Source organism: Actinomadura geliboluensis, assembly GCF_043197915.1.
Lineage (GTDB): Bacteria > Actinomycetota > Actinomycetes > Streptosporangiales > Streptosporangiaceae > Spirillospora > Spirillospora geliboluensis.
On the sequence record NZ_JBICUA010000002.1, the window covers coordinates 563,190 to 588,969 of the forward strand.

20 protein-coding genes are annotated in these 25,780 nt (G+C 73.6%); 5 read left to right on the forward strand and 15 right to left on the reverse strand.

Going from position 1 to position 25,780, the window contains the following annotated elements; genetic code table 11:
- Positions 1–22 precede the first annotated feature (22 nt).
- The 4 genes from ACGFI1_RS08105 to rocD form a co-directional block, all read right to left on the reverse strand.
- On the reverse strand, positions 23–1,639 hold the full coding sequence (locus ACGFI1_RS08105; protein WP_301175243.1) for a DHA2 family efflux MFS transporter permease subunit: 1,617 nt from the start codon (positions 1,637–1,639) through the stop codon (positions 23–25).
- Entirely contained in the window at positions 1,636–2,265 is a 630-nt protein-coding gene (locus tag ACGFI1_RS08110) for a PadR family transcriptional regulator (protein ID WP_392784068.1), read from the reverse strand. The genes ACGFI1_RS08105 and ACGFI1_RS08110 overlap by 4 nt, the downstream gene beginning before the upstream one ends.
- A 120-nt stretch (positions 2,266–2,385) precedes the next feature.
- A complete protein-coding gene (locus ACGFI1_RS08115; protein WP_386872626.1) occupies positions 2,386–3,357 on the reverse strand; it encodes an LCP family protein in 972 nt (323 codons plus the stop codon).
- 166 nt (positions 3,358–3,523) lie between these two features.
- Positions 3,524–4,690 carry an ornithine--oxo-acid transaminase gene (gene rocD / locus ACGFI1_RS08120; RefSeq protein ID WP_392784563.1) on the reverse strand — a complete coding sequence of 389 codons (1,167 nt, stop codon included), beginning with the start codon at positions 4,688–4,690 and terminating at the stop codon, positions 3,524–3,526.
- Between the two features lie 207 nt (positions 4,691–4,897).
- Between rocD and ACGFI1_RS08125 the strand changes: the two genes are divergently transcribed.
- From ACGFI1_RS08125 to ACGFI1_RS08140, 4 genes are all read left to right on the forward strand, one after another.
- Positions 4,898–5,371 carry an Lrp/AsnC family transcriptional regulator gene (locus ACGFI1_RS08125; protein ID WP_138641159.1) on the forward strand — a complete coding sequence of 158 codons (474 nt, stop codon included), beginning with the start codon at positions 4,898–4,900 and terminating at the stop codon, positions 5,369–5,371.
- 9 nt (positions 5,372–5,380) lie between these two features.
- Entirely contained in the window at positions 5,381–5,863 is a 483-nt protein-coding gene (gene rraA, locus ACGFI1_RS08130; protein ID WP_138641158.1) for a ribonuclease E activity regulator RraA, read from the forward strand.
- A 118-nt stretch (positions 5,864–5,981) separates the two neighbouring features.
- A complete protein-coding gene (locus ACGFI1_RS08135) occupies positions 5,982–8,048 on the forward strand; it encodes a M6 family metalloprotease domain-containing protein (protein ID WP_392784071.1) in 2,067 nt (688 codons plus the stop codon).
- A gap of 139 nt (positions 8,049–8,187) precedes the next feature.
- Positions 8,188–9,423 carry a hypothetical protein gene (locus ACGFI1_RS08140; protein ID WP_392784073.1) on the forward strand — a complete coding sequence of 412 codons (1,236 nt, stop codon included), beginning with the start codon at positions 8,188–8,190 and terminating at the stop codon, positions 9,421–9,423.
- 5 nt (positions 9,424–9,428) lie between these two features.
- Here the strand turns inward: ACGFI1_RS08140 and ACGFI1_RS08145 are convergent, their stop codons facing one another.
- The 6 genes from ACGFI1_RS08145 to ACGFI1_RS08170 all read right to left on the reverse strand — a co-directional run bounded on the left by ACGFI1_RS08145 (position 9,429) and on the right by ACGFI1_RS08170 (position 18,634).
- On the reverse strand, positions 9,429–10,613 hold the full coding sequence (locus tag ACGFI1_RS08145; RefSeq protein ID WP_392784075.1) for a Cmx/CmrA family chloramphenicol efflux MFS transporter: 1,185 nt from the start codon (positions 10,611–10,613) through the stop codon (positions 9,429–9,431).
- 78 nt (positions 10,614–10,691) lie between these two features.
- On the reverse strand, positions 10,692–11,267 hold the full coding sequence (locus ACGFI1_RS08150; RefSeq protein WP_138641155.1) for a TetR/AcrR family transcriptional regulator: 576 nt from the start codon (positions 11,265–11,267) through the stop codon (positions 10,692–10,694).
- A 43-nt stretch (positions 11,268–11,310) separates the two neighbouring features.
- On the reverse strand, positions 11,311–15,624 hold the full coding sequence (locus tag ACGFI1_RS08155) for an SAV_2336 N-terminal domain-related protein (RefSeq protein WP_392784077.1): 4,314 nt from the start codon (positions 15,622–15,624) through the stop codon (positions 11,311–11,313).
- Positions 15,621–16,595 (reverse strand): AAA family ATPase, encoded by a 975-nt coding sequence (locus ACGFI1_RS08160; RefSeq protein WP_364547035.1) that lies wholly within the window; start codon positions 16,593–16,595, stop codon positions 15,621–15,623. Before ACGFI1_RS08160 ends, ACGFI1_RS08155 begins: the two co-directional genes overlap by 4 nt.
- Positions 16,596–18,269, reverse strand: a complete 1,674-nt coding sequence (locus ACGFI1_RS08165) for a VMAP-C domain-containing protein (RefSeq protein ID WP_392784079.1) — start codon at positions 18,267–18,269, stop codon at positions 16,596–16,598.
- A gap of 8 nt (positions 18,270–18,277) precedes the next feature.
- Entirely contained in the window at positions 18,278–18,634 is a 357-nt protein-coding gene (locus tag ACGFI1_RS08170; protein ID WP_138637516.1) for a CU044_2847 family protein, read from the reverse strand.
- Positions 18,635–18,715: 81 nt separating this feature from the next.
- Between ACGFI1_RS08170 and ACGFI1_RS08175 the strand changes: the two genes are divergently transcribed.
- Positions 18,716–19,063, forward strand: coding sequence for an MmcQ/YjbR family DNA-binding protein (locus ACGFI1_RS08175; protein WP_240807764.1), 348 nt, complete (start codon positions 18,716–18,718; stop codon positions 19,061–19,063).
- 27 nt (positions 19,064–19,090) lie between these two features.
- Here the strand turns inward: ACGFI1_RS08175 and ACGFI1_RS08180 are convergent, their stop codons facing one another.
- From ACGFI1_RS08180 to ACGFI1_RS08200, 5 genes are all read right to left on the reverse strand, one after another.
- Positions 19,091–19,831: a hypothetical protein gene (locus ACGFI1_RS08180; protein WP_387069602.1), complete on the reverse strand. Its 741-nt coding sequence runs from the start codon at positions 19,829–19,831 to the stop codon at positions 19,091–19,093.
- 48 nt (positions 19,832–19,879) lie between these two features.
- The gene (locus ACGFI1_RS08185; protein ID WP_392784082.1) at positions 19,880–21,730 is read right to left on the reverse strand and encodes an endonuclease/exonuclease/phosphatase family protein; all 1,851 of its coding nucleotides are present in this window, start codon (positions 21,728–21,730) and stop codon (positions 19,880–19,882) included.
- 106 nt (positions 21,731–21,836) lie between these two features.
- The gene (locus ACGFI1_RS08190) at positions 21,837–23,258 is read right to left on the reverse strand and encodes a hypothetical protein (protein ID WP_392784084.1); all 1,422 of its coding nucleotides are present in this window, start codon (positions 23,256–23,258) and stop codon (positions 21,837–21,839) included.
- A gap of 272 nt (positions 23,259–23,530) precedes the next feature.
- Positions 23,531–24,568, reverse strand: a complete 1,038-nt coding sequence (locus tag ACGFI1_RS08195; RefSeq protein WP_392784085.1) for a DUF3466 family protein — start codon at positions 24,566–24,568, stop codon at positions 23,531–23,533.
- A 59-nt stretch (positions 24,569–24,627) separates the two neighbouring features.
- Positions 24,628–25,695 carry a DUF6348 family protein gene (locus ACGFI1_RS08200; protein WP_392784087.1) on the reverse strand — a complete coding sequence of 356 codons (1,068 nt, stop codon included), beginning with the start codon at positions 25,693–25,695 and terminating at the stop codon, positions 24,628–24,630.
- Between the last annotated feature and the right edge of the window lie 85 nt (positions 25,696–25,780).

Here is a 25,780-nt window from a genome sequence, read left to right on the forward strand (position 1 = left end):
CGGTCGGGGCCGGCTGTCCCGGTCAGGACGCCATCGGGGCGGGCTCTGCGTCGAGCCGCGGCATGGCCGTGTTGTCCTTGTGCCCCTTCAGGGTGAGGCACGCGGCCGCGCTGAGCAGGATCACGACGATCGGCAGCCACATCGTCGGCTTCATCGCGTGCACGAAGCCGTGCGAGAAGACCTGCCCGGCCAGCTCGTGGACGCGGTGCGCGACGTTCGGCGGGATGCCCGGCGGGAGCTGCTGCTTCGCGCCGCTCTGGCCCGCGCCGACCTCCAGGCCGCTCTTGGCCGCGTTGGCGAACCCCTGCACGAACCCGGGGCGCACGTCGGCGGGCAGCGCCGCCGAGCGGGTCGCGGCCTCGTCCCGCAGCGAGGAGGCGAGCTGGTTCTGCAGGACGGCGCCGACCGCCGCGCTGCCGAGCACCGACCCGACCTGCCGGATCGTGTTGTTGACGCCGGACGCGGCGCCCGCGAGGCGCGGCGGGACGTTCCGGGTCGCCTCGGTGGCCATCGGCGCGAACACGCCGCCGATGCCGATGCCGGACACGACGAGCGCGGGGATGAACGCCTTCCAGTCCGTCCCGACCTCGGCGGCGAGGACGATCCACACCATCCCGGCGCCGTAGAGGGTGAGGCCGCCCATCAGGATGAACTTGCCGCCGATCCGGTCCGAGAGCCGGCCCGCGACGGGCGCGAGGAACATCGACACCAGCGACGACGGCGCCATGACGAGCCCGGCCTTGAGGGCGCTGAAGCCCAGCACCGACTGCAGGTAGATCGTCATCGGCAGGAACATGCCGACCATGCCGACCGAGACGGCCGCGCCGACGAGGTTCAGCACGGTGAAGTTGCGGTCCTTGAACAGGGAGAACGGGACGAGCGGCTCGCCGTCCTGGCGGGACCGCTGCTGCACGACGAAGATCACGAACAGGGCGAGCCCGGCGCCGATCAGGCCCCAGATGCCCGCGTTCCACTCGTACTTCTGGCCCTCGGTGAGCGCGAACGTGAGGCAGAACAGGGCGGCGGACGCCAGCAGCACGCCGACGATGTCGAACCGGTGCCGGACGCCGGGGGTGCGGCCGGGCAGGATCGGCACCGCCATGGCCAGCACGAGGATCCCGATGGGCAGGTTCACGAAGAAGATCCAGCGCCAGTCGAGGCTGGTGACGAGCAGCCCGCCGATCGTCGGGCCGGCGATCGTGGAGACCCCGGCGACCGCGCCCCACACGCCGAGCGCGGCGCCGCGCCGCTCCGGCGGGAACACCCCGATGATGATCGACATGGTCTGCGGCATCAGCAGCGCGGCGCCGAGGCCCTGCACGGCGCGGGCGGCGATCAGCTGCGTGGGGTCCTGCGCGATCCCGCACGCGAGGCTGGCCACCGTGAACAGCGCGACCCCGGAGATGAACAGGTTCTTCTTGCCCCACAGGTCGCCGAGGCGGCCCGCGGTGATGAGCAGCACCGCCAGCACCAGGATGTAGGCGTTGACGACCCACAGCACCTCGTCCAGCGAGGCGTGCAGCTTGTCGGTCATGCTCGGGATCGCGATGTTCACGATCGTCAGGTCGAGCAGGGTCATGAAGAATCCGAGGGAGAGCGTCAGCAGGATCGCCCAGGGATTTCCGCGCCATTTGCTCATGGGGCCCCCTTGTCGTCGTGGCGTGGTGGTCGGGGGCGCGGGTGGCAGCGGATCTGCCCCTCGTCGTCCCTCCAGGTGAGGCGGCCGGAATCCAGGTCGTCGACCAGGCCCCGCACGTGGTCGAGCTCGCCGCGCAGCCGGGCGATCTGCCACTCCTGGTCGAGCAGTTTGTAACGCTCCAGGCCCTGCTTGAGGAGCGCGTCGTGCGCCGTCTGGTGCGCGGCCAGCGCCGCCTCCAGCGCGACCGTGCGGCTGCGCAGCAGCCGGGCGACCTCTCCCTCCGACAGCAGGTTGATGAACGCCAGCCCGGTGCCGAAGAGCGGGAACTCCTCGGCGGGGTGGCGCAGCAGCTCGGCGAGCCGCATCTGCGCGGCGTCCCGCCCGGCGGCGGTCACCGCGTAGATGGTGCGCTCGGGCCGGCGGCCCTCCCGGCTCGTCTCCAGCGGCTCGATCAGCCCGGCCGCGGCGAGCCGCTCCACCGAGTGGTACAGCGACCCGTGGGTGATCTTGACGGCCTGGTCGTAGGCGTGGTCGCGGATGCGCTGCTGCATCTCGTACGGGTGCATCGGGCTGTCGCAGAGCATCCGCAGCACGGTCAGCGCGAGCGGTGTCAGCGGTCGGGACATGGTTCCGGCCCTATGGTCGATTCCGATTAGTCCAGACAGACTAATCCAACCGGACCGAACTCGTCACCTTGACCGCGAAGCCGGACATGTCCGTGCAGGTCCGTACCGTTCGGAGGGGCGTCAGCGCACGGCGTCCACCGAGTTGGCCGCGCCGTTGCGGGCGACGTAGTCGCCCACCGTGTCGTCGCGGACGGCGGTGAACAGGGCCCGCACGCCATCATCGTTCAGGAGTACGACACTCTGCCCGTCCCGTTCGGCGGGCCTGTCGACCGGGGCGGTCAGGTACTCCACCAGCGAGGTCTTGAGGAGCCGGTGCGCGAGCCCGCGCAGCGTCCCGGCGGTGACCGAGTCGTCCACGGTCACCGCGCCGGTCACGGCCCGGACGAACCGGTCGATCTTGATCGGGTTGCGGGTGTCGAGGGCCTTGGCCGCGAGCGCGTGCAGGAACGCCTGCTGCCGCTTGATGCGGTCGAGGTCGCCGTCCGGCAGGTTCCACCGCTGCCGGACGAAGTCGAGCGCCTCGACGCCGTTCAGGTGCTGGCTCCCCGCCTTCCACCGGCGCTCGTGCATCGGGTCGTAGGTGTCCTTGGTGATGGTGACGTCCACGCCGCCGAGCGCGTCGGTCATCTTCACGAACCCGCCGAAGTCGAGCGCGGCGTAGTGGTCGACGCGCACGCCGCTGAGCCGCTCCACGGTGCGGATCAGCAGCGAGGGCCCGCCGTGGGCGAACGCCGCGTTGATCTTCGTGGTGCCGTGCCCGGGGACCGGCACCCAGCCGTCCCGGGGGATGGAGATCAGCGACACCCGGTCGCCGCGCCCGGACAGGTGCACCAGCATGATCGTGTCGGCGCGGGCGCCCATCGACGGGATGTCCGCGCGCCGGTCGGAGCCGATCAGCAGCCAGTTCTCGCCGCGCCCGGTGGACGCCGGGCGGCCCGCCCCGCTGGGCAGCGCCCCGGCGACCCTCCTGACCTCCCCGTTGTAGGCCCGTTGCAGCAGGTAGAGGCCGCCCGCGAGCAGTATCAGGACGCCCACCGCGAGCCCGCCGCAACCGATGGCGACCCGGCGCCGGCTCGTGTTCCGCAACAGCATGCCGCCCACCCTGCCGCCGCGGGCGCCGCGCGCCGCGCCGCCGGGCGGGCGGGGGCCAACTCTTTGACGACTCGCGGGTTTCGCGTTAGCCGGGCGAGACGCCGCCGGGCGCCGTTGACCGGCGGCGTCTCGGGCCGTGGGGACCGCGCGCCCGCGCGCGGCGCTGCTAACCCTTGAGGGCGATCTCCAGCTGGTCGAGGGCCCAGTCGAGGTCGTCGCGCTCGATGACCAGCGGCGGCGCGAGGCGCAGCGTGGTCTCGTGGGTCTCCTTGGCGAGGACGCCGAGGTCCATGAGCCGCTCGCTGACCGGGCGGGCCGGGCCGGCCAGCTCGACGCCCGCCCACAGCCCGCGCCCGCGCACCTCGCGGACGAGGTCGCCGGGCAGCCGGCCGAGCCGGTCGTGCAGGTGCGCGCCGAGCGTGCGGGAGCGCTCCTGGTACTCGCCGGTCTTCAGGATCGCGATGACCTCGCGGCCGATCGCGCAGGCGAGCGGGTTGCCGCCGAACGTCGAGCCGTGCTGGCCGGGCTTGAACACGCCGAGCACGTCGCGGTCGGCGACGACGGCGGACACCGGCATGATGCCGCCGCCGAGGGCCTTGCCGAGGATGTAGACGTCCGGGACGACGCCCTCGTGCTCGACGGCGAACGTGGTGCCGGTGCGGCCGAGGCCGGACTGGATCTCGTCCGCGATCATCAGCGTGCCGTTGGCGGTGCACAGCTCCCGCACCGCGCGCAGGAACCCGCTCGGCGGGACGTTCACGCCGGCCTCGCCCTGGATCGGCTCGATCAGCACGCCGACGGTGTGCTCGTCCATCGCGGCCTTGAGCGCCTCGGCGTCCCCGTACGGGACGGTCCGGAAGCCCGGCGTGTAGGGGCCGTAGGAGTCGCGGGCGTCGGGGTCGGTGGAGAAGCTGATGATCGTGGTGGTGCGGCCGTGGAAGTTGCCCTCGAACGTGATGATGTTCGCCTGGCCGGCCGGGACGCCCTTGACCTCGTAGCCCCACTTGCGGGCGGTCTTCAGCGCGGTCTCGACGGCCTCGGCGCCGCTGTTCATCGGCAGCACCATGTCCTTGCCGCACAGCTCGGCCAGCTCGCTGACGAACGGGCCGAACTGGTCGTGGTCGAAGGCGCGGCTGACCAGCGTGACGCGGTCGAGCTGCCGGCGGGCGGCGTCCGCGAGGCGGGGGTTGCGGTGCCCGAAGTTGACCGCGGAGTAGGCGGCCAGCATGTCGAGGTAGCGGCGGCCCTCGGCATCGGTCAGCCAGGCGCCGTCCGCCTCGGCGACCACGATGGGAAGGGGATGGTAGTTGTGCGCGCTGTGGTCCTCGGACATCGCTCGCAGCTGGTCGGTTTGCGTCACGACGCTCCTTCGCGGCTCGGCCCGGCCGGTCGGGCCGGGGCATGGCTGGACACCGGACGAAGGGTCCGGTGCCGAGGGGAGGGCCGGGCGGGGTCCGGGTGGCCGCCGGTCCACTTCCCAGCGTATGTTCGGAAATGACCGCCGACCAATGACGAAAACCGACTTCGGGGGTGTTATTTGTTGCGTCTTGACGACCTGGACCGTCGAATCGTTGCGCGACTCCTGGAGGACGGGCGCGCCTCGTACGCGCAGATCGGGGACAAGGTCGGGCTGTCGGCCCCGGCGGTGAAACGGCGTGTCGACCGGCTGCGCGCGGACGGTGTGATCAACGGTTTCGCGGCGGTCGTCGACCCGGCCGCGCTCGGCTGGACGACCGAGGCGTTCATCGAGATCTTCTGCACCGGCGCGACGTCCCCGGAGCAGATCTACTCCAGCGTGCGCGGCCACCCGGAGGTCGTCGCGGCGTACACGATCAGCGGGGACGCCAGCGCGCTCGTGCACGTGCGGGCGCGCGACATCCAGCATCTGGAGCAGGCCCTCGAACGGCTGCGCCGGGAGGACAACATCACCGCGACCAAGACGGCGATCGTGCTGTCCCGGCTGATCGGCCGGCCGACCGACGCGCCGTCCGGCGGTCCGGTTACCGAGCAGTAGGCTGCCGTCATGGACTTCGCGACCGCTGACCTCATCGACGACTTCGGGGCCGAACTGCGCAGCTGCGAGACCCAGTTCCGGCAGTACGGCGGCCGGACGGCGTTCGCCGGCCCGGTCTCGACCGTGCGCTGCCACCGCGACAACGGCCTGGTGAAGAAGCTGCTCAACACGCCGGGCGGGGGCCGGGTGCTGGTCGTGGACGGCGCCGGCTCGCTGGCGTCCGCGCTGATGGGCGACATGATCGCGGCGGCGGCGGTGGCGAACGGCTGGTCCGGCGTGGTGATCAACGGCGCGGTGCGGGACGTGGCGGCGCTGCGCGCGCTGGACCTCGGCGCGAAGGCGCTCGGCTCGAACCCGCGCAAGAGCGCCAAGGACGGCGCCGGCGAGGTGGACGTCCCGGTGTCGTTCGGCGGCGTGGAGTTCCGCCCCGGCGACTGGCTCTACAGCGACGAGGACGGCATCGTGGTCGCGGAGCGCGAACTTCCGCGCTGACCTGCGCGCATCGCGCGACATGACACGCTATTCGGTACAAGATCGGCTAAATCGGCCCTAGCCGGTCGGAACCGTGTGGTCTTTCCTGCTCTCAGCAACCACCAGAGGTAGGGGAGACATGCGCGTCAAACAGATGCTGCTGGTACCCGCTTCGGCGCTGCTGCTGGTCGCGGGGCTCGCCGCCGCCCCGGCCGCCGCGCAGGCGAAGCCGCCGATCCCGGACGAGACCGCGAACCCCTGGCAGATGCGGCACTGGCCGCAGACGCAGCCGTGGCAGCGCGAGCAGCCGTCCGCCCGCACGTTCGCGGCGGGCGCCCCGCGCCCCATCGACCCGCAGAACTACGAGCTTCCCGACACGATGACCTGGGACGACTACAAGCGCATCCCCGGCACGTCGTGGGCGGACCCGTCCCGCAAGGGGTCGGTGGAGAACTTCGACGTCGCGATCGTCCTCGTCGACTACCCGAACCAGCCGTTCGAGGTGACGCAGCCGCAGAACTCCTCCATCTTCGGCAACCCGGTGAAGGTCGGCGACGTCCCGCGCGAAGGGGTCGCGAAGTTCTACCAGGACCTGCTCAACAGGCCGCAGGAGCTGAACCACGGCCACACCCTCCACGAGTACTGGATGGAGGACTCCGGCGGCCGGTACGGGGTCGACCTCACCGGGTTCGGCGCCTACCGGATGCCCGCCAAGGACCACGAGTACGGCGTCGACCGCATGCAGGGCGGCACCGGCTGCCCCGCCGGCGACACGTGCAACCGCGACCTGCGGGCCGACGCCCGCGCCGCGTGGGTCGCCGACGTCGGCGAGGAGACCGCGAAGAAGTACGACTTCGTGTTCTTCCTCAGCGCCGGGCAGGACGAGTCGTCCACCTGGCAGGAGTTCGGCGAGATGAAGTTCACCGCCAAGGAGGACGTCCCGCCCGAGTGGGGTCCGGGCGACCCGGGCCTGACGAACTGGGTGAAGACCCGGTACGTCCCGTGGACGTCCTGGCAGGCGGGCTCCACGCTCTGGCCGAACGCCATCTTCGGCGTCTCGTCCACCCAGGCGGAGAGCTCCGGCATGTCGGTGTACGCCCACGAGTTCAGCCACATCCTGGGTATCGGCGACAACTACAACAACCCGTACAGTGACCCGCCGCGCCGCGCCTACAGCGGCCCGTGGGACATGCTGAGCCGCGGCACGTTCAACGGGCCGGGCGGCCCGCACAGCCGCTGGACGATCCCCGCGACGGGCGGCGGCTCCATGGGCGCCCAGCACATGCTCCGCAACAAGATGAAGCTCGGCATGGTGAACCCCGGCAACGTGCTGCAGCTCAGCCGGGAGGCGCTCGCCTCGTCCGGCATGGTCGTCGCGCAGGTGACGGCCCGGGCGGTCGACCCCGGGAAGAACGGCCTCGCCGGCATCAACGTGAAGCTCGGCGCGGGCGGCGACAAGAGCCCCGGCTGCGACACCGGCACGGATCCGCTCTGCGACGACGGCGGTTACGACAACTACACCCTCGAGGTCGTCGACCGGATGGGCACCGACTCCTTCACCCCCGACTCCGGCGTGCTGCTGGCGAAGACGAAGGACGAGGACGACGCCCCGTTCATCTGGGTCAAGGACGCCAACCCGCAGGACATCGACAAGGTCGACTTCGTCCGCCCGGACGGCACCCCGGTGAAGATGACGATCGGCGACTACCGGCAGCTGTCGGACGCCCTGTACCACGCGGGCACCGGCTCCGGCAGCGAGTACGAGTACGTGGACGAGGCCAACCGGCTGCACTTCTACGTCCTGAACCTGAAGCGCGACCGGCGCGGCGTCCTGTCCTACACGGTCGCGGTCGGCTCGCTCGACGGCGCCGGCCCGCAGCGGCGCGGCGTGAAGGTCGACTCGGGCCGCGCCCGGCCGGCCGGCGCCGGCTGGACGAAGTGCACGCTGACGCTCCGCAACACCGGCCGCGGCGGCGCCGGCCGCCACGGCTCGGACGTGTTCCGGCTGAGGGCGGACGTGACCGGTGACGGCTGGACGACGTGGCTGCCGAACGAGCTGGCCACCGCGCGGGCGGGCGGCCGGACCGGCGTCGAGGTGTGGGCGAAGCCCGGCCCCGGCGCGTCCCGGCACGCGCGGCTGCGGCTGACCGGGACCTCGGAGAGCGACCCGTCGAAGTCGGACTCGGGGACCTGCGCGCTGCGCTGATCCCTGAGCGGGACGGCCCCGGCGGCGGGGTCGTCCCGCTCCTGCGCGCGCGGCGGCGTAAATAGAAATTGCCCATTGCGAAAGGTGCGGCCGCCTTTACCCCGACCCGGACGCGGCAACGTTGCGGAACGTGATGATCATGCAACGCACGGCGACCGGGACGGGGCTGGCGGCCGTCGCCGCTCTGGTGGCCGGTGGCCCGACGGTCGCACTGGCAGCCGCCGTACCCGCCTCCCAGGCGGCTTCCCCGACGACGACGGCGGCTGCGGCCACCGCGACGGCCCCGGCCGCCCTCGATCCCCGCGACTTCGAGCTGCGCCGGGGCGCCTCCCTTGTGGCGCCGATCCTGGCGCTCGACCGCAGGCTGCGCAGCACCGGCGTGGACGGAGTGATCCGATCGTCCGGGCAGCAGAAGCTGGGCCGCGGCTGCGGCGGCCCGGCCGGGGTGCCCGCGGGCTCGCTCGTGTACTGCTTCAACCGGGCCGACACCGCCACGAAGGCGTGGGTTCCGCAGGGCGTCACGACGGCGTCGGACGCGTCCGCCGGTGAGCGGTCACCGGGCGGCGGCAGGCCGATCCTCGTGTCGTGGCACAACGGCGGCAAGGTCAGGGTCACCTTCGTCAACCCCGACCGGCGCACCTACCGGCACGTCCTGCTCGTCGAACCGGCGATGCGGGGCGGGCGCGCCACCTTCAGCGACGTCGGCATCCACGCCGGCGGGATCGCCTGGTACGGCGACACCCTGTACGTGGCCGACACCCGCCACGGCCTGCGCATGTTCGACATGCGCCGGATCTACGACCTGAGCAAGAGCGGGGCGGGCTCCACCGGCCACGCGGGCCGGGTCGGGCTGCACAACGGCAAGTACTACGGGCACGGGTTCCGCTATGTCCTCCCGCAGTCGGGCAGCTGGCGGTTCGCCCGCGGCAAGGTCGGCCGCACGTGCCGGGGTTCCGGCCCGCCGCGCATGTCGTGGATCTCCGTCGACCGCACCGACCTGCCGCACGTCCTGGCCGGGGGCGAGTACTGCCGCCCGAACTGGGCGCGGGGACGGGTGGTGACCTGGCGGCTGGAGGCGCTCGCCGGCGGCGGGAACGTCCGCCCCACCGGCGGAGCTGAGCTGCCCGCCGACCGGATCCAGGGCGCCGTCAGGACGAACGGCCGCTGGTGGTTCTCCCAGAGCCGGGGGCACGAGCGCGGCCGGCTCCTCACGGCCCGCTACGCCGGCTCCGGCTGGGGCAGGGTGCAGCGCTACGCGTCCTCCCGCGGCCCCGAGGACCTGTCCTGCCAGCGCGGCGCGCACCGCATCTGGACGGTCGCGGAGTACGCCGCCAAGCGCGCGCTGTGGAGCTTCGGCGCCGACTCCTGCGCCTGACCGGGTCACGCGTTCACCGACGTACGGGCCCGTGCGGCGTCCTTGACGGGGCGCCGCCGGGCCTGGCCCAGCGCGACCGCACTCAGCGCGGCGATGCCCAGCGCCGCACCGATCCAGGCCGTGGCCGGGTAGCCCATCCCTGCGTCGAGCGCGAGGCCGCCGAGCCAGGGCCCGACGGTGATGCCGATGTTGAACGCCACCACGTTCCCGGCGGCCACCAGTGTCGCCGCGCCGTCCACCATCCCGAATGCCCGCGTGTTCAGCGTCGGATTCGTTGCGAACCCGACGAACCCCAGCAGGAACACCAGAGCCACCACCGGGACGGGGGACTCCGCCGTCAGCGCCAGTAGCACGGACACGACCGTGAGCCCCGCGAACCCCGCGTACAGGGTCGGGACGGCCCACGTGTCGGCGGTCCGCCCGCCGGCCGTGATCCCGATGAGCGCGCCGACGCCGTAGAGGGCGAGGACGCCGGGCACCCATGCCTCCGCGATCCCCGTCGTCTCCGTCAGCAGCGCGCCGAGGTAGCCGAACGTGACGAGGAGCCCGCTCGTCGCCAGTGCGGTCGTCCCGTACAGCAGCCACAGCCGGGGGACGGCCACCGCGCGCAGCTCGGCCCGGACGCGGGGCGCCGCGCCGCCGGTGCGCCCGGCGGGGATCGTCGCGGCCACCCCGGCCATCGCGGCCGCCGACATCGCCGCCACCGCCCAGAACGCCGCCCGCCAGCCGAGGTGCTGGCCGATCATCGTCCCGGCGGGCAGCCCCACGATCGCCGCGACCGTGAGCCCGCCCGCGACGACCCCCATCGCCCTGCCGCGCGCGTTCTGCGGGACGAGCGCGACCGCCGTCGCCGCCGCCACCGCCCAGAACCCGGCGTAGACGAACGCGCCCACGATCCGCATCGCGAACAGAAGCCAGTAGCCGGGGGCCAGGGCGCTGACGGCGTGCGTCAGGATGAACACCGCGAGGAACGCCAGCATCGTCCGCCGGTGCGGCCACCGCAGCGTCAGCACCGCCAGGACAGGGGCGCCGGCCAGCATCCCGATCGCGAACGCGGAGATCAGCAGCCCCGCGTCGGGCACCGACACCCCGAGGTCGGCGGCCATCTCCGGCAGCAGGCCCGCGAGCATCAGCTCCGACGTCCCCTGGGCGAAGATCGCCATCCCCAGCACGTACACGGCCAGTGGCATCGCTGCCCCTCTCGCAGTTTTAGATAGATCAGTACAAAACAAGGACGGAAGAAAGGGCGGCCCGGAGCCGCCCTCGTCTCAGATGGAGTTCATGGCCGTGTCGGCGATGCTCCGCAGCGTCGCCCGGTCGGCGCCGCCGCGCGCGGCGACCTGGATGCCGCTCACCGTCGCGATCACGAAGTGCGTCAGGGCCGCCGCGTCCCGGTCCCGGTCGAGCTCGCCGGTGCGGATGCCGTCCTCGATGCCGGACTTCAGCAGCTCGAAGCGGCGCCGCCGGTCCCGGTCGAGCCGCTCGGCGATGTCGGGGTCGTGCGGCCCGAGCTCGACCGTCGCGTTCACGACCAGGCACCCGGCCGGGTCGCCGGCGTCCGGCTCGACGGCCCATTCCAGCACCGTCCGCAGCTTCTCGCGCACGGGCTTGGCGCCGTCCTCCATCAGTTCGGCGAGGCGGCCCGTCCGGTGGTGCATGTAGTGCGCCAGCGCTTTGACGTACAGGTCGCGCTTGCTGGCGAACGTGTTGTAGATGCTGCTGCGTCCGAGACCGGTCGCCTCGCACAGCTCCTGCGTGGAGGTCGCCTCGTAGCCGTCCGCCCAGAAGGCCAGCATGGCCGCCTGGACGGCCCGCTCTTCCTCGAACTTCCTCGGCCGCCCCATGTCCGTAGGCTAACACTTTATGTATCGGTCGGTCCAATATCGTTCAGAGGACGGACGCGACCTGGACGAACCGGCTCTCGTACCCCTGGCTGAGCACCCCGCGCCCGGGGACGCGCTCGGCCGGCGTGGGCCCGCCCATCAGCAGGGCCGCGCACACCTGCGGGTGGAGCTCGTCGAGCAGCGAATCGAGCCCGCCGGACCGCCTCCGCTCCGTGCGGGCGACGACGAGGTGGAGGCGCCCCCCGCCGAGGTGCGGCCCGAGCGGCTGGAACAGCCCATGGTCCAGCAGGCCCTGGTCGTCCACGAGCAGGTAGAACTCCTCGGCGGGCGACCTCTCCAGGCGCCCGAGGAGCCTGTCGATCAGTGACCGGACCTGCGACGACGTGGCGGCGTACTCACCGGAGGAGATGCGGGGCCGGCCCGGCAGCCGGAAGTCCATGTCGTTCAGCCCGCCGCTCGGATCGATGACGTACGGTTCCTCCCCGCCGGCGCTGAGGGCGTCGAAGACGAGGTACAGCACGTTGGTCTTGCCGGAGCCGGGCGGGCCGACCACGGTGAAGTGCGGCACCTCCCGGAAGTCGAGCACGGCCGGGGCCTCGGTGCCGTACTCGACGCCGATGGGGATGCGCCCGTGCGACGCCATCGCGAGTTCGCCGCGCGGCAGGTACTCCGGCAGCGGGGACACGTGCCCGCCCCACTCCACCGGAGCGATCATGCTGAACCGGTCGGCGGTGGCGGGCGGCAGCAGGGTGAGCACGGCGCGCATGGCCGGAACCCGCCCGCACAGGATGATCAGCGGGTCGTCGTCCCGCACGGCCAGGTTGACGATCTCCTTGAGGACCGCCTCGCTCGTCGGGCCGTTCTCGGCGCTCACCAGGGCGTCCGCGTCCCGCACGAGCAGCACCCCGCCCACGGGCTCATGGGCGAGCCAAGAGCCGGGCGTGTCACGGTCGCCCGAGTCCTGCCCCACCAGCAGGCGCCAGGACGTCGTGGTCACGCGCCCGTGCGGCAGACCGTGCCGGGCGGCGAGCTGTTCGCCGCACCACTCCGCGGCCGCCAGCTTCTCCGGCCCGTAAGGGCCGCAGAACACCAGATGGCCGCCCCCGAGAGCGCCGCCGAGCAGTGCCTTGATCGATTCGCCGGGCTCCTGCGCGGCCGGGGGCTCCGCCTCGCCGGCACGGTTGCGGGACGTCCGCGCCTCGGCGGGGGGCGGGACGCGTTCGCGCGTCCGGCGGACGAAGTCCTCGACGGCGGGCGCGGGCGGTTCGTCGGCCACGGTGAAGCGGCGCGGCGCACCGGTGCCCGCGCGGAGGTAGGCCGCCCGCTCGCCGGTGAACGGCAGGGACGGGCGCCCGAGGACGCGCCGGAGCACGGCGGGCGGTTGCTCGCTCGCGGTGACCCGCCAGCCGAGGAGGGGCAGGAAGCGGTCCCAGACCGTCGTGTCCTCGACGGTCGACGAGCCGACCAGGAGCTGGACGCCGAGCGCCGCGCCCTTCTGGGCCGCGGTGAGCAGCGCCTCGGCCGCCTCGGGCCTGCTGGACGGGAAGGTCAGCGACACGTCGGCGAAGACGACGAGGCCCGGGGGATCGGCCGCGACCCCGCTCGCACGGGCCTCGATCTCCGCCGCCAGGAAGCCGGTGAACCGCCGGAGGCGGTCCGGCGACCCGAGCAGTTCCTCCTCGGAGTACCGGACGTGCGGGAGGTCGAGCGGCTCTCCGAGCGGATGCTCGCCGAGCCCCGCGAAGGCGAAGGTGAGATCGCTCGGCGAGTAGGCCGCGGCGAGCGCGAAGGCGATCGCGCGGAGGACGCGGCGCCGCGCCTCGGTGTCGCCGACGATCAGGCCGTGGGGGAATCCGGCCGAGATGTCGAGCGGGTAGAGGGTGACGACCTCGCCGCCATCGTCATAACCGATGCTCGGGCTCCGCGGCTCGGACGCGGGAAGCGCCCACGTCTCGTGGAACATGCCGCTGGGGCCGCCGCCGTTCAGTCGGAGGACGTCGAACCTGGGCGCGGCCTCGGGCGCCGGGGGTTCCGCCGGGTCCAGGGACCCGGGGAGCGGGTCCACCTGCGGGGCGCGCCGGCGGATCGCCTCCAGGATGGAGAAGGCGGCGTCCGGGGAGACGTGCGCCGGCCGGAACTCCTGGCGGACCTGCCCTCCGGTCGGGAGCCTCATCGCCATCTCGTGGTCGCGCGCGTCGGCCTGCCAGGTCGTGAGCTCGGCCGCCCAGACGGGGAGGCGGGCATCGTCCGGCAGGCAGAAGACGAAGCGGATCCCCTGGTCGGCGCCTTCCCTGCAGAGCGAGGTGAGGGAGCCGAGGAGATCAGGCCCCGAGTCGACGAGGTCGGCGGCGTCGTCGATGACCACGACGAGTGCGGGGAGCGGGTCGAGCGTGCGTCCCCGCGCCAGGCCCGTCTGGTACTCGTCCCACGTGGCGACACCGGCGGCCCTGAGGAGTGCCTGGCGGCGCCTCCGCTCGGTGCCGAGGATCTGCGGGAGCGACGCGTTCGCCGAATCGGGGAGGGCCGAGGCCGTGTGCGGGAGTTCCACCAGCTCGGCGAACGCGGACGCCTGCGAGACGTTGCCGAACGCCAGGTTCACGAGTTCGGGCGCGTGGGTGAGGGTGAGGCTGAACACGATCGTCCGCAGCAGCGCGTCGCGGGCGGGGCGCGGGCCGATGATCAGGCCGTGCGGGAGGTCGGGGCGTCCGCTGAGGAGGTCCAGCGAGAACCAGCCGCCGTCGCCGATCGCGCCGATGAGCGTCTTGCGGGACGGGCCGTGCCAGAACCGGGCGATCAGCTCGTCGGGCGAGGCGCCGAAGAGTTCCAGCAGGTCGGGCGCGCGAGCAGAGACCGGAGCGGGGGCCGGGGCGGGCCCCGGGGCGAGGTGGGTGCGGGTCTCGGGGGTGACGAGGGCGAAGTGGTCGGTGTCGGCGGTGAGGGTGACGGGGCCGCCGTCGGCGGGGAGCAGCGCGCGGAACGTCTCGGCGGCGGTGCCGGCGCGGCGTTCGATCTCGGCGGAGACGGCTTCGAGGACGCGCCGCGTGTGCAGCGCCTCCGGGCGCGGGAGGGTGTCGAGGAGGGCCTCGCGGGCGCCCGGCACGAACTCGTAGCGGACGCCGCCCGCCGGGCGCAGCAGGCCGCTGAGCAGGACTTCCGCGAGCCGGCCCGGTCCGGAGCCGCCGAGGATGCGGTGCTGGATGAGCCGCATCACCGGCAGGGACGGGTCGGACACGGCGACGTGCGCGGCGAGTTCGGCGGCGTCCGGGGAGGCCGTGGTCAGGAACCGGCGGACGCGCTCGCCGATCGGCAGTTCGCGTTCGCGGCGGACGGGCGCCGCGCCGGACGGGCGGGCGGGCAGCGCCGCGACGGCGGCGGGCTGCGGACCGGAACCGGCGACCAGCCGGGCCCAGGCGGCGAACCAGCGCGGCGCCGCCTCCAGCACCGGGACGGGCACGCCCGGCGGCGTCGCGCCGTCGTGCGGGGTGAAGCGCAGGTCGGTGTTCGGGGCGCCGGGCCGGGGGAGGTCCGCGAGGCCGGGGACGGCCGGTGCGGCGGTGCGGCGCCACAGGCGTTCGGCGAGCGGCTGGAGGATCGCGGTCGGCCCGGCCTGCGCCCAGCGGCGGACGGCGCGCGCGGCGTGCCCGCTCCACCAGTGCGGGCCGGAGCAGTCGCTCAGCACGAGCACGGCGTGGCGGCCCGACGCGTCCAGCAGGGTGCCCGGGTCCTGGGGCGGGGCGCCGGGGGACGAGGCGACGCGGCCGGTCTCGTCCAGGTAGGAAATGTGGACGTTCTGGAAGGCGCCCTGGCGGATCAGCGTCTCGGTCAGCTCGCGGGCGAGGGGCTGCCAGAGCCGCATCGTCGGCCCGGTGTCGACGACGAGGCCGAGCGTGAGCCACCGCTCGGACGACGGGACCAGCACCGGCGCCCACAGGCGGGTGTCGGCGATGCGCGCGGCGGTCGCCTCCTCGTCCAGTTCGCGGCGGTGCCGGGACGGGACGCGGCGCTTCAGCGGGCGCAGCGCGCGCTGCACGCCGAGGGCGTCCGCCAGCATCGGCGCCGTCGGGACGAGCACCTCCGCCGCCGAGCCGGCCGGTTCCGCGCCGGGGCCGGGCCGCGGGTGGAGGCCGGTCAGCGGCTCCGGCGCGGGCGGCGGCGACGGGGCGGCCGGGGGCGGCGGCGCCGGGGGCTCCTCCGGCGGTTCGGCCGCGACGGGCGGGGCGGCCGGCGGGGCCGGGGAGGGCTCCTCCTCGGCGGGGGCGAGGTGGCAGGCGAGCCACAGCATCTCGCTCAGCTCGCGGGCGTCCGGCGGCGGCCCGGTCGCCGCCAGGGCCGCGCGGAGCCGGTCGATCCCGCTCATGCGTCGTCGTCGATCGGCCCGGTCAGGTACGGCATGATCCGGTCGGCGAGGGCGTGCCGGTCGCCGGCGTCGGCGTGGCGGCACAGGTAGACGGCGTTGAGCAGCTGGTCGGTGGCGAGCGTCCCGGACGAGGACCGGTCGAGGAACCGGCGGACGAGGTCGTCGCTCCGCTCGGCGAGCGGCCCGAGATGCTCCCGGACGATCGCCGCGAGCTCCGCCTCCCCGGACGGCTGCCGCAGCTCGACGGTGACGCAGCGGCGCAGGAACGCGGGCGGGAACTCGCGCTCGCCGTTGCTGGTCAGCACGATGAACGGGAACGCGTTGCAGCGGACGGTCCCGCCGGTGACGGTGACCCGGGCGCCGGGCCCGTCGGCGGTCATGACCTCGGCGGACGGGTCGGCCCGCCGGGTCAGCTCGGGCAGCTCGTACTCGCCCTTCTCGAAGATCGTGAGGAGGTCGTTGGGCAGGTCGATGTCGCTCTTGTCGATCTCGTCGACCAGCAGGACGCGCGGGCGCCTGTAGGGGAGCAGCGCCGTGCCGAGCGGGCCGAGCCGGATGAAGCGGCCGATGTCGTCGTCGGCGGGCATGTCGTCGCGTCCAGCGGCGTACAGGCGGGTCAGGGGGTCGTACTGGTAGAGGCCGTCGCGGAGCGTGGTGCGGCTGGTGATGGGCCAGTGCAGGACGGGCCCGAGACCGAGTTCGTGGGCCACGGCGTAGGCGAGCGTCGACTTCCCGGTACCGGGCGGCCCCGTCACCAGCAGCGGCCTACGCAGGTACAGCGCGGCGTTGACCTGCTGTACGGCGTCGTCCGACGGCCGGTAGGTGGTGGCCTGATGCTCGTTCCCGGAGCCGCCGGACGGGGTGTCCAGGACGGGCTCGCCGTCGAACGTGCGCCATGGCGGCGGGCCGGGGAGCCGGTCGATGCCGTCGTGGGTGCGACGGCTCCCTGTGTAGAGCAGCCAGTCGGACACCTATACCTCCATGGCGAGCGGGGGGTCGGGAAGGCGGGACGGGTCGTCCCACAGCAGGGTGAGGTCGCGTCCGCAGTGCGGCTCGTCCTTCGGCGCCACCAGGGCGGCCTTGCGCAGGGCGAGCGCCACCTGCGGCAGCTCGCCCGGATGCCTGCCGCCGACGGCGGCGGTCAGCTCGTCCATCACGCGGTGCCCCCGGCAGTCGCCGTGGGACGGGGCGTCGCAGGGCGTGCGCGTCCACAGCATGACGGGGATGCCGTTGTTGAGCGCGGCCGTCAGCCAGCTCTTCACCGGGCGCGACCCGTAGACGAGCACGCAGAAGTCGATGTTCGCCTCCAGCCAGTCCTGGAAGTCGCTCCCTTTGCGGGGCGCGTCGCAGGCGATGGGGCGCGGGTCGCTGCGGCCCCGCTCGTGCAGCAGCCGCCAGCGGTGGTGCGCCTGGTCGCGCCGGAACGAGTCGGGCCGCATCCGCTCGACGTCCCGCACGACGACCGGGTAGCGGCGCATCGGGATCCGGTTGCGCGGGTCGAGGTGCCACTGCTCGAACGGCTTGCCGAGCCAGCTCTCCGGCACCGCGAACTCGATCATCCAGTCGCGGCCGAACAGCGCGGGCGCCAGCGCCGCCACGCCCGCCTCGGCCACCGCCCGCACCCGCTTCTCCGGGACGCGCTCGGTCGGCCGGCGCGGGCCCTCGGCGCCGTCGATCCAGGTGTGCACGGTGACGTCGAAGGCGTTGTCGAACGTGACCCGCTCCAGCCGGACGATCACCGACGCGGGCCCCGGCCCCGCCGCGGCGGCGGGCGCCGCGCCCGGCAGGTGCCGTGCCGACCAGGCGGTGAGCCGCCCGCGCGCCGCGTCCGGCAGGTGCGGGCCGAGCGCCGCGAGGTAGCGGACGAGCCGGTCCTCCGGCCAGCCCTCGGCGACGTACCGCACCGACCCCCACGCCGACCGGAACCCGCCGGACGCCCGGCGCCCGGTGACGCGCTCCAGGGCGGCGTCGAGCGGGTCGGTCCAGCGCACGCCGTCGAGGAGTTCGCGCAGCTCGCGGCGCGCGTCCGGGGTGAGCCAGCGGAGCGGCAGCAGGTCGTCCAGCTCCTCCCAGTACGTTCGGATGTGCGGGAGGGGCAGCATCCAGCCGAGGTCGGCGCGGTCGCCGTCGCGCAGCTCGGCGTTCGTCACCATGCCGATGACCTCGCCGGTCGCCGCGTCGTACACGGCCGACCCGCTGTAGCCCTCCTCCAGCCAGTCGCCGGGCCCGGTCTTCAGCTCCCACCATTCGCGCCGCATGTCCCGGTGCGGGGACGTCGTCACGTGCGCGTGCCGCTCGTTGCCGTCCTTGCGGCGGGGGAACCCGCAGACGGCGAACGTCCGCCCGCCGAGGGCGTGCTCGTGCAGGTCGTCGGGGGCGGCCAGGCGGGCGGGCTCGTAGGGCACGGGCCGGCGCAGCTCCAGGACGGCGACGTCTCCCGGGTCGCCCTCCCGCCGCCACTCGCCGCGGCGGACGACGTCGGCGGGCAGGTCCTCCAGCAGGCCGGGGAAGCCGACGCGCGCCTCGTCCAGGCCCTGCACGGTGTGGGCGCAGGTCAGCAGCCGGGTCTCGGTGATGAGGAACGCCGCGCCGAGCTTGCCGCCGGACGGGTGGCCGACCCAGGCGCGCCACTGCCAGTCGTCCACGGTTCCGGCTACGCCCCCTCTTCGGCCGTCCCGCCGCCCGCCGGCGGGCTCGGCTGCGGCCCCCAGGTCATCTTGACCTTGAGGTGCCCCTCGACGGACGTCTTCGCGATGACGGCCCCGGCCGCCGCGTTGAGCTTCACGCCGAACTCCAGCTCGACCGCGTCGGGGTTCAGGTCGCCGCCGCGCAGCGCCGCGAGCGCCGACTGGGCCGCCTCCCGGACGTTCTGGAACGCCTCCTCGAACCGGCCCGCCGCGTCGCGGAAGATCTCGCCGCTCCGGGAGACCGACGCGAATCCGGGCTCGCGGTCGTCGCTCTCGACGATGATCGTCCCGTGTTCGGTCTGCCACCGCACCAGTTCGTTCACGACCGCCCCCTCACGCAGGCAAATCTAACAAGATCGTCGGTTCCGGGTGCTTTGCTGGGGGAAACGGGGCCACAGGAGGACATGATGATCACGGTCGAGCAGGTGCGGGCGCTGGCGATGACGCTGCCCCGCACGACGGAGCACCTCATCCGCGACCGGGTGAAGTTCCGCGTCGGCTCCATCGTCTACGTCGCCTTCTCGCGGGACGAGACCGAGATGGGCTTCGCGTTCCCCAAGGAGGAGCGCGCCGCGCTGGTGGCGTCCGAACCGGAGAAGTTCCATCTGCCCCGCGAGTCGGAGATGCGGTTCAACTGGGTGGAGTGCCGGACGGCCGCCCTGGACGAGCCCGAGATGCGCGAACTCGTCATCGACGCGTGGCGGATGGTCGTCCCGAAGAAGGTCGCCGCCGCCCGCCTCGGCGACCTGTAGCGCGGCGGGGCTCCGCCGCCGGCGGCCTCAGTGCGGGGGCGGCATCGGGTGGAGGGCGTTGCCCGTCGTGCAGCCCGCCTCGCCCAGCGTCCGCTGGATGCGGGGCGGCGTCCACACACTCGTCCGGCCCGGCGCGACCCGGGCGAGGACGCAGTCGAACACGTCCGACAGGTACGGCCTCACCTTCAGGACGAGGCCGACCGAGTCGCCCTCCGCCTGGAACTCCCTGCTGATCTTCGGGTCGAGGCGCAGCGACGCGACCGCCGCGCGGACCTTCGCCTCGTCCGCCCGCCCACCGGCCGGGACGCGCGGCAGCGCCTTGGACAGCCTCTCGTGGGGGATCTTCGGCGTCGCCGGCCACGGCCCGAACTTCACCGGCTCCCCGGCCGGGCAGTCGACGTGCCGGGTGCCGTAGTCGCGGAAGTCCCCGGACGTCGAGAACCGCATCCGGAAGCACCGCTTCACCGTGATCGGCTCGTCGGGCACGAACCCGGCCTCCGCGCCCGTGCCGGGGACCCGGATGACGAGGGTCACGCCCGCCCCGGCCGTCGAGGTCCCCGACACCCGCATGACCTCGACGTCGTCCATGTCCGCCGCGCGGTGCGCCAGGTCCCGCGCGGGCCACACGCGGGCCGTGTAGAGCTTGTCGCCGACCAGTTCGGCGGTCTTGCGCGCGTCCTCGGTGGCCCGTTGCTCGGCCGTCCCGCCGGCGGCGGCGCAGCCGGCGCTCAGCAGCACGGCGGGCAGGAAGATCGTGAGTCGGCGCATCCGCTCATGTTCGCGGTGCGCGGCGCTGTGCCGCATCCGTACATGTACTCATCTGGTGGTGAGTGTGACGGCGATCGGCCGGTGATCGGAGTGGCGGACGTCCGGGTTGGCGGCGTTCCGTCCGACCAGGCCGGACGTGACGAGCACATGGTCGATCTGCTCCGCCGAGTCCGGTGTGGTCGGGAACGGGCGGGACGGCGCGAGCGCGTCGGTCAGCCCGGCGCGCATCAGCACGTCCCAGGGGCGGGAGCCCGGCTCCAGGTTGAGGTCCCCGGCGAGGACGACCTGCCGGCCGTCGCGCGCGACGTCCCGGACCAGGCCGCCGAGCTGCTCGGCCTGCCGCAGGTCGGACCAGTCCGAGGGCGGCTGCGTGTGCGTGGCGATCACCGTGATGTCGCGGCCCTGCCAGCGCAGCCCGACGGCGAGCGCCTGCGCGCCCGTCGGACCGCCCTCGGCCAGCGGCATGTTCCGGACGGACGTCACCGGCAGATCGGTGAGCAGCGCGTCGCCCCACACCTCGTCCGCCGCCGGCGCCCAGACCGCCCGCAGCCCCAGCCGCTCGGAGAGCAGCCGCAGCGAGTCGCGTCCGCCGTTCAGCAGCCAGGCCCGGTCGACCTCGCTGAGGACGACGACGTGCGGGCGCAGCGTGCGCAGGGCGTCCGCCTGCCGGGTGACGGTCATCGTGCCGTCCATGCCGTAGCCCATGCGCACGTTGTACGCGGCGATCCGCAGCCCGCCGTCGTCGACCGGCCGCCAGCGCGGCCCGGTGTCGCGCCACAGCGGGACGGCCGCCACCGCGAGGACGGTGACGATCGCCGCGCCCGCCGCCCACCGTTCGAGCCCGAGCTCCCGTGCCGGGCTCGGGGCGCGGACGACGAGCGCCGCCACGCCGAGCGCGGTCACCACCGGCACCCACCGGTTCGGGGTGCCGAGGTCGTAGGCGGAGTAGTAGGCGAACATCAGCACGACGAACAGCAGCCAGCCGCCCGCCATCGCCGTCCCGCGCCGTCCCGCCCGGTCGGGACCGGGGACGGACGCGGCCCAGCCGAGGCACCCGGCCAGCGCGACCTGCCCGAGGACCTGGGCGGCCACCGTCCAGGCGGGGGAGACGCCGTGGATGCCGTCGACCGTGGCGCGCCCGGCGGCGAACCCGAGCACCGACAGCACGAGCCCCGCCGCCGGGGCGAGCGGATGCCGCGTCCAGAACCGGGGCCGCGCCGCGACCGCCACGGACAGCACGGCGGCCGCCGCCACGACCGCCGCCGCGACACCGCCCGGCCATCCCGCGCTGGCCTGCGCGTGGGCCGCGTTGCCCGTCCACATGCCCCACAGGAGGAACGCGGGCCCGGCCGCCAGCCAGATCCGCGGCGCGGCGACGCCCTCACCCTTACTGGGCTGCCGCGTCAGCGCGAACGCGAACAGCCCCAGGTAGGCGACGAGGGGAAGCCAGGGGACGACGCCCGTCCGCCACACCAGATCGATGCCCTCGACGGCCGCGTGCAGCGCCGTGGCCGCCGCGAGCCCGCCCGCGAACCCGGTCATCACCGGCGCCGTGTCGCGGACGGTCATGGCGGTCGCGGTTAGCCACACCAGTCCGCCGAGCAGGCCCGCACTGGCCGCGTAGAGCTGGAGGTCACCGCCGTCCGCGGCCTGGAGGACGACCCGCGCGACCACCATCAGCGCACCGCCGCCGACCGCCAGCCGGCCCGCCGGGACCAGCCGCGCCAGCGGGACGGTGAGGAACGCGGCCACGAACCACGACACCGCGTACGCGCCCATGACCTCGGCCGGGGTCGAGCCCGCGCTGCCGACCAGGGTGATCAGCGACGGCAGGAAGACGTGGAGCACGTCCGCCAGCACGACGACGCCCAGCAGGACGTCCCACCGGATCCGCGACATACAGGCCCTCCCGCCCAGAATGCGAGAAAGTCTCACGTATCCGGGTTGGGAAGCGCAAGAGGCGCACGGTGCCCAGGCGACGCCGAGGTGTTCAGGCGTGGGGTGTTCAGGCGTCGGCGGGCTGCGCCTCGGGGGCTTCGACCGGCTCCGGCTCCTCCGCCGTCTCCGCCGGCCTCCGCCCCCACGCCATCGCCGCCGCGAAGCACGCGAACGGCAGCGCGGGCAGCATGTAGCGGTAGTCGAAGTCGACCGTGATCGGCGGGACGGCCAGCAGAGCCACCCCGGTCACCCAGAACAGCGCCGTCCGCGCGCGCGCCCGCCGCCACACGATGCCCGCCGCGCCCGCGAGCAGCACGACCCCGAGCACCGTCCCGGGCACGCTCACCCGTTCCTGGTAGCCGCGCATGAAGCCCGCGTACGGTTCGACGATGTGCGTCCGGCCGGTGCCGTGCGAGTACTCGTAGACGACCGTCCGCCGGTCCCCGCCGCCGAGCACCGGGAGGTCGGGCTTGCGCGCGGTGGGCTTCGTGGGGAAGTGGTACCGGGCCTCGGTGCCGACCGTCGGGTACTGGGACCGGTGCCACGAGAACGTCCGGACGAAGAAGTCGTACGAGACGACCCGCGCGTAGTCCAGGGGCTGGTTCTGGATCGCCCAGAGCGCGAAGCGCTGCGCCCGCGCGTTCGTCTCCTCGTCGAACGGCTTCCCGTTGGACCACCCGGTCGGCGAGTTGGCCTCCCAGATCTGGTGGGACGACGCGGGCCGGTCGCCCTTCTGCCCGTAGGGGCACAGGCTGGCCAGGTCCGCGGGCGGCGTGTGCGCGTCGCAGTCGGCGAACGCGGCCGTCCGGCCCCACAGGAAGATGCCGTCCACCCCGGACATCGCGAAGCGGCTGTGCTCTTGCTGGAACCACATCCCGTACGCGCCGACCGGCAGCACGAACGCCACCGCGAGCGCCGCGTACACGGGCCACCGCGTCCGCCGCACCACCAGGTACAGGACGACGATCAGGAACAGCGGCACCCCTACCGTCCGCGTGACGGCCGCCACGCCCAGCAGCGCGCCCACCGCCGCCGCACGCCGCCACCCGGTCGCCCCGGGCTTGGCCAGCAGCAGCATCGCGCCGAACACCAGAACGGTGAACAGGGTGTCCGACAGGAGCAGATGCTCAAGTGTGATCTGGAACGAGTCCAGCAGGATCGGCACGACGGCCAGCGCCGCCCACGTCCGCCGCACCTCGAAGTCTCGGAGGAGCATCCGGTAGCCGACCACCGCGAGCCCGACGATCGCCGCATGGTGCAACGCCGTGATCAGCGCCAGGCTGTGGAACGGCTTCAGGGCCCACAGGAACAGCCCGTAACCGGACGGCCGCAGCGGATGCGGGAACGGATCGTCGGCGATCCGCAGGAAGTCGTAGCTGTCGTTGAACCACAGCACGCCCCGGAACCCCAGCATGGTGACCACCCGCAGCGCCACACCGGCGACGAGCACCACCGCGAACAGCCAATGGCCCCTCACCGCGCTGACCACGGCACCAGCCTTCGCGCGACGGTCGGCAAGAGGGAAGAGCGGCACAGGGGGAACCTTTACTGTGGACGTGCGGGCGACGAATCCCGCGCCGAGCGATTATCGGCCGTGTTCACGCCGGGGCGGGCCTCCAGGCTGCGTCACCGCAACCGCCCACGCATCGGCCGCGATCCTACCAGCGCCTCCGGCCGCTTCCCGGTCGTCCGTTCCCCTGGGAGACGACGGTCGGGGCGCGCCCGGAGACCGGGCGCGCCCCTCTGACCGGCGTCGGCGGGTCAGTCGTTCGGGACGAGCATGAAGGCGCGAGGCGAGGCTGTGCCGACGATGACGCCGTCGTCGTTGATCGCCGCGGCGTTGTAGAGGACGGTCCCCGTGGGCAGGTTCACGGTGACCTTGTTCAGGTCGGTCATCTTCCCGTTCTCCCAGATGAAGGCCCGGCGGCCGGCGCCCCCGCTGGAGTCGGTGTCGGAGATGCCGACGATCTGGCCCCGGTTGTTGATCCCGCCCGCGAAGCTGGCGGGCCCGCCGAGGGTGCCGAGGTCGGTGATCTTCCCGTCGCTCCAGCTGACGGCGTGCATGTAGCCCGTGAGCTTCTGCGAGTCGCCGACGACCGTGCCCTGGTCGTTGACGTCGAGGGCGCGGGTGCCGGGATACCCGCCGCCGCCGAGGGTGCCGAGGTCCCGCACCGTGCCGTTCTCCCAGATGACGGCGCGGTTCGCCCCCGACTTCGTCACCGCGGTGCCGACGACCTGGCCGCCCTCGTTGATCGCCGCCGCCTGGCTCTCGGTGCCGTAGGAGACGCCGCCGAGGCCGGGCAGGCGGTGCATGGTGCCGTCGGCGTCCCAGACCGCGGCCCGGGTCGGCTGCCCGGACTCGCGGAACGCTCCCGCCACGGTGTCGGACTCGTTGATGGCGAGCGCGGTACTGCCGTTGGCGGCGCCGTAGGGGGCGCCGAGGTCGACCAGCTCGCCGTCGCGGTACACCACGGCGTGCGCGGGCTCGTTCGACGCCCCCGTGTAGGCGCTGCCCACGATGCGCCCGGCGTCGTTGACGCCCAGTGCGGTGTTCATGGGCAGCCTGCCGATCTCGCCGTCCTGCCAGAGCACGGCTTTGTCGGCCGAGCCGACCACCACGCCGCCGGCGTTCACGTCGTTGGCGACGCTGGAGGCGTAACCGGGCACGGACCCGAGGTCGACGTAGGTGTAGGTGGTCGCCTGCTCGGCGGCGTTGGCGGGCACGGTGACCGCGGCGGCGGCCAGGGCGGTCGCGGCGGCGGCCGTGGCGGAACGGCGCAAGAGTGTGCTGATGGACATGTAAACGATCTTGCTGACCGTGCGCACCCGGCGATAGGCCGCGGACCATTACCGGGTTCTTACACGTCGGCGGGCACCAGCAGGCCGAACAGCCGCACCGCGACCCTCCCGTCCGGCAGCGGCGCCGGGCTGCGCGCGGCGACCGCCTCGCCCGCGGGCCATGCCGCACCGTCCAGCAGCACCTCGTTGGTCTGCAACTGGCCGTTGTGGTGGGCGACGAAGAAGCGCATCCAGTGCACCTGCCGGGTGAGCGGCTGCGAGCGCAGGGCGTCGAGCAGCCCGTCGAGGAGCGGCGCGGCGGGCGGCACCGGCCGGTCGGCGAACATGTTGAGCTGAGCGCCCAGGACCAGCTCGAACGCGCCGCCCGGATGCTCGTACCGCTCCCGCTCGACCTGGCCGGGCGCGGACCCGGGACGCAGCAGCCCCTCGACGATCGGATGCAGCGCGCCGCGCTCGAACTTGCGCACCGCCTCGCTGATCGCCTCGCGCCAGGTGGCGCCGGGCCCGGCGAAGCTCTCCACCAGCCGCGGCCCGGCGAGCGCCGGATGCGACACCGCGAAGTCGATCTGCCCCATCACCAGCCCCGCCGGCGCGGGATGGACGAACAGCCGCGCGTCGACCGCTGTCCCGTCGCCGGGCACCACACCGTGGCCCCGCAGCAACTCCTCGAACACGACGCGCGGCGAGGGCACGCCGCCGTCGCCCGGCACGGGCGGGGCCAGGTCGTCCATCAACCTGACTTCGCCGAGCGCCAGGTCCGACATCTGGGACCCGTCGTTCAGCGCCTGGTTGATCACGTTGAACTCGGCGCTGCGCAGCGCCACCCGTTCGATCTCGCCGCGGTCGGCCTGCTGGGCGCGGGCGAACGCGGCGGTGAACACCGGCTCGTCCGCCAACCGGATCTGGCCGCCCGGCGCCGTCACCGCGTCCGTGTAGGAGACGTCCGGCAGCAGCCGCCGCGTGAACGCCATCGGCAGGAAGACCAGCAGCCGCTCGGCCAGCCACGGCTCGACCCCGGCCCCGGTCAGCCGCTCCCGCACCTCGTCGTCGCTCGGCGGCTCCGCCCCCGCGCAGAACGCGGCGATCCCCACCTCGACGGCGCTTTCGAATCCCACGGACGTGATCATCGCGAAACACTATCCCGGCGGGCGGATCGCCCGCAGGCGTAAATACCGCCCGGTGCCGGACATCCGCCGCACCGGCGCCCGGCCC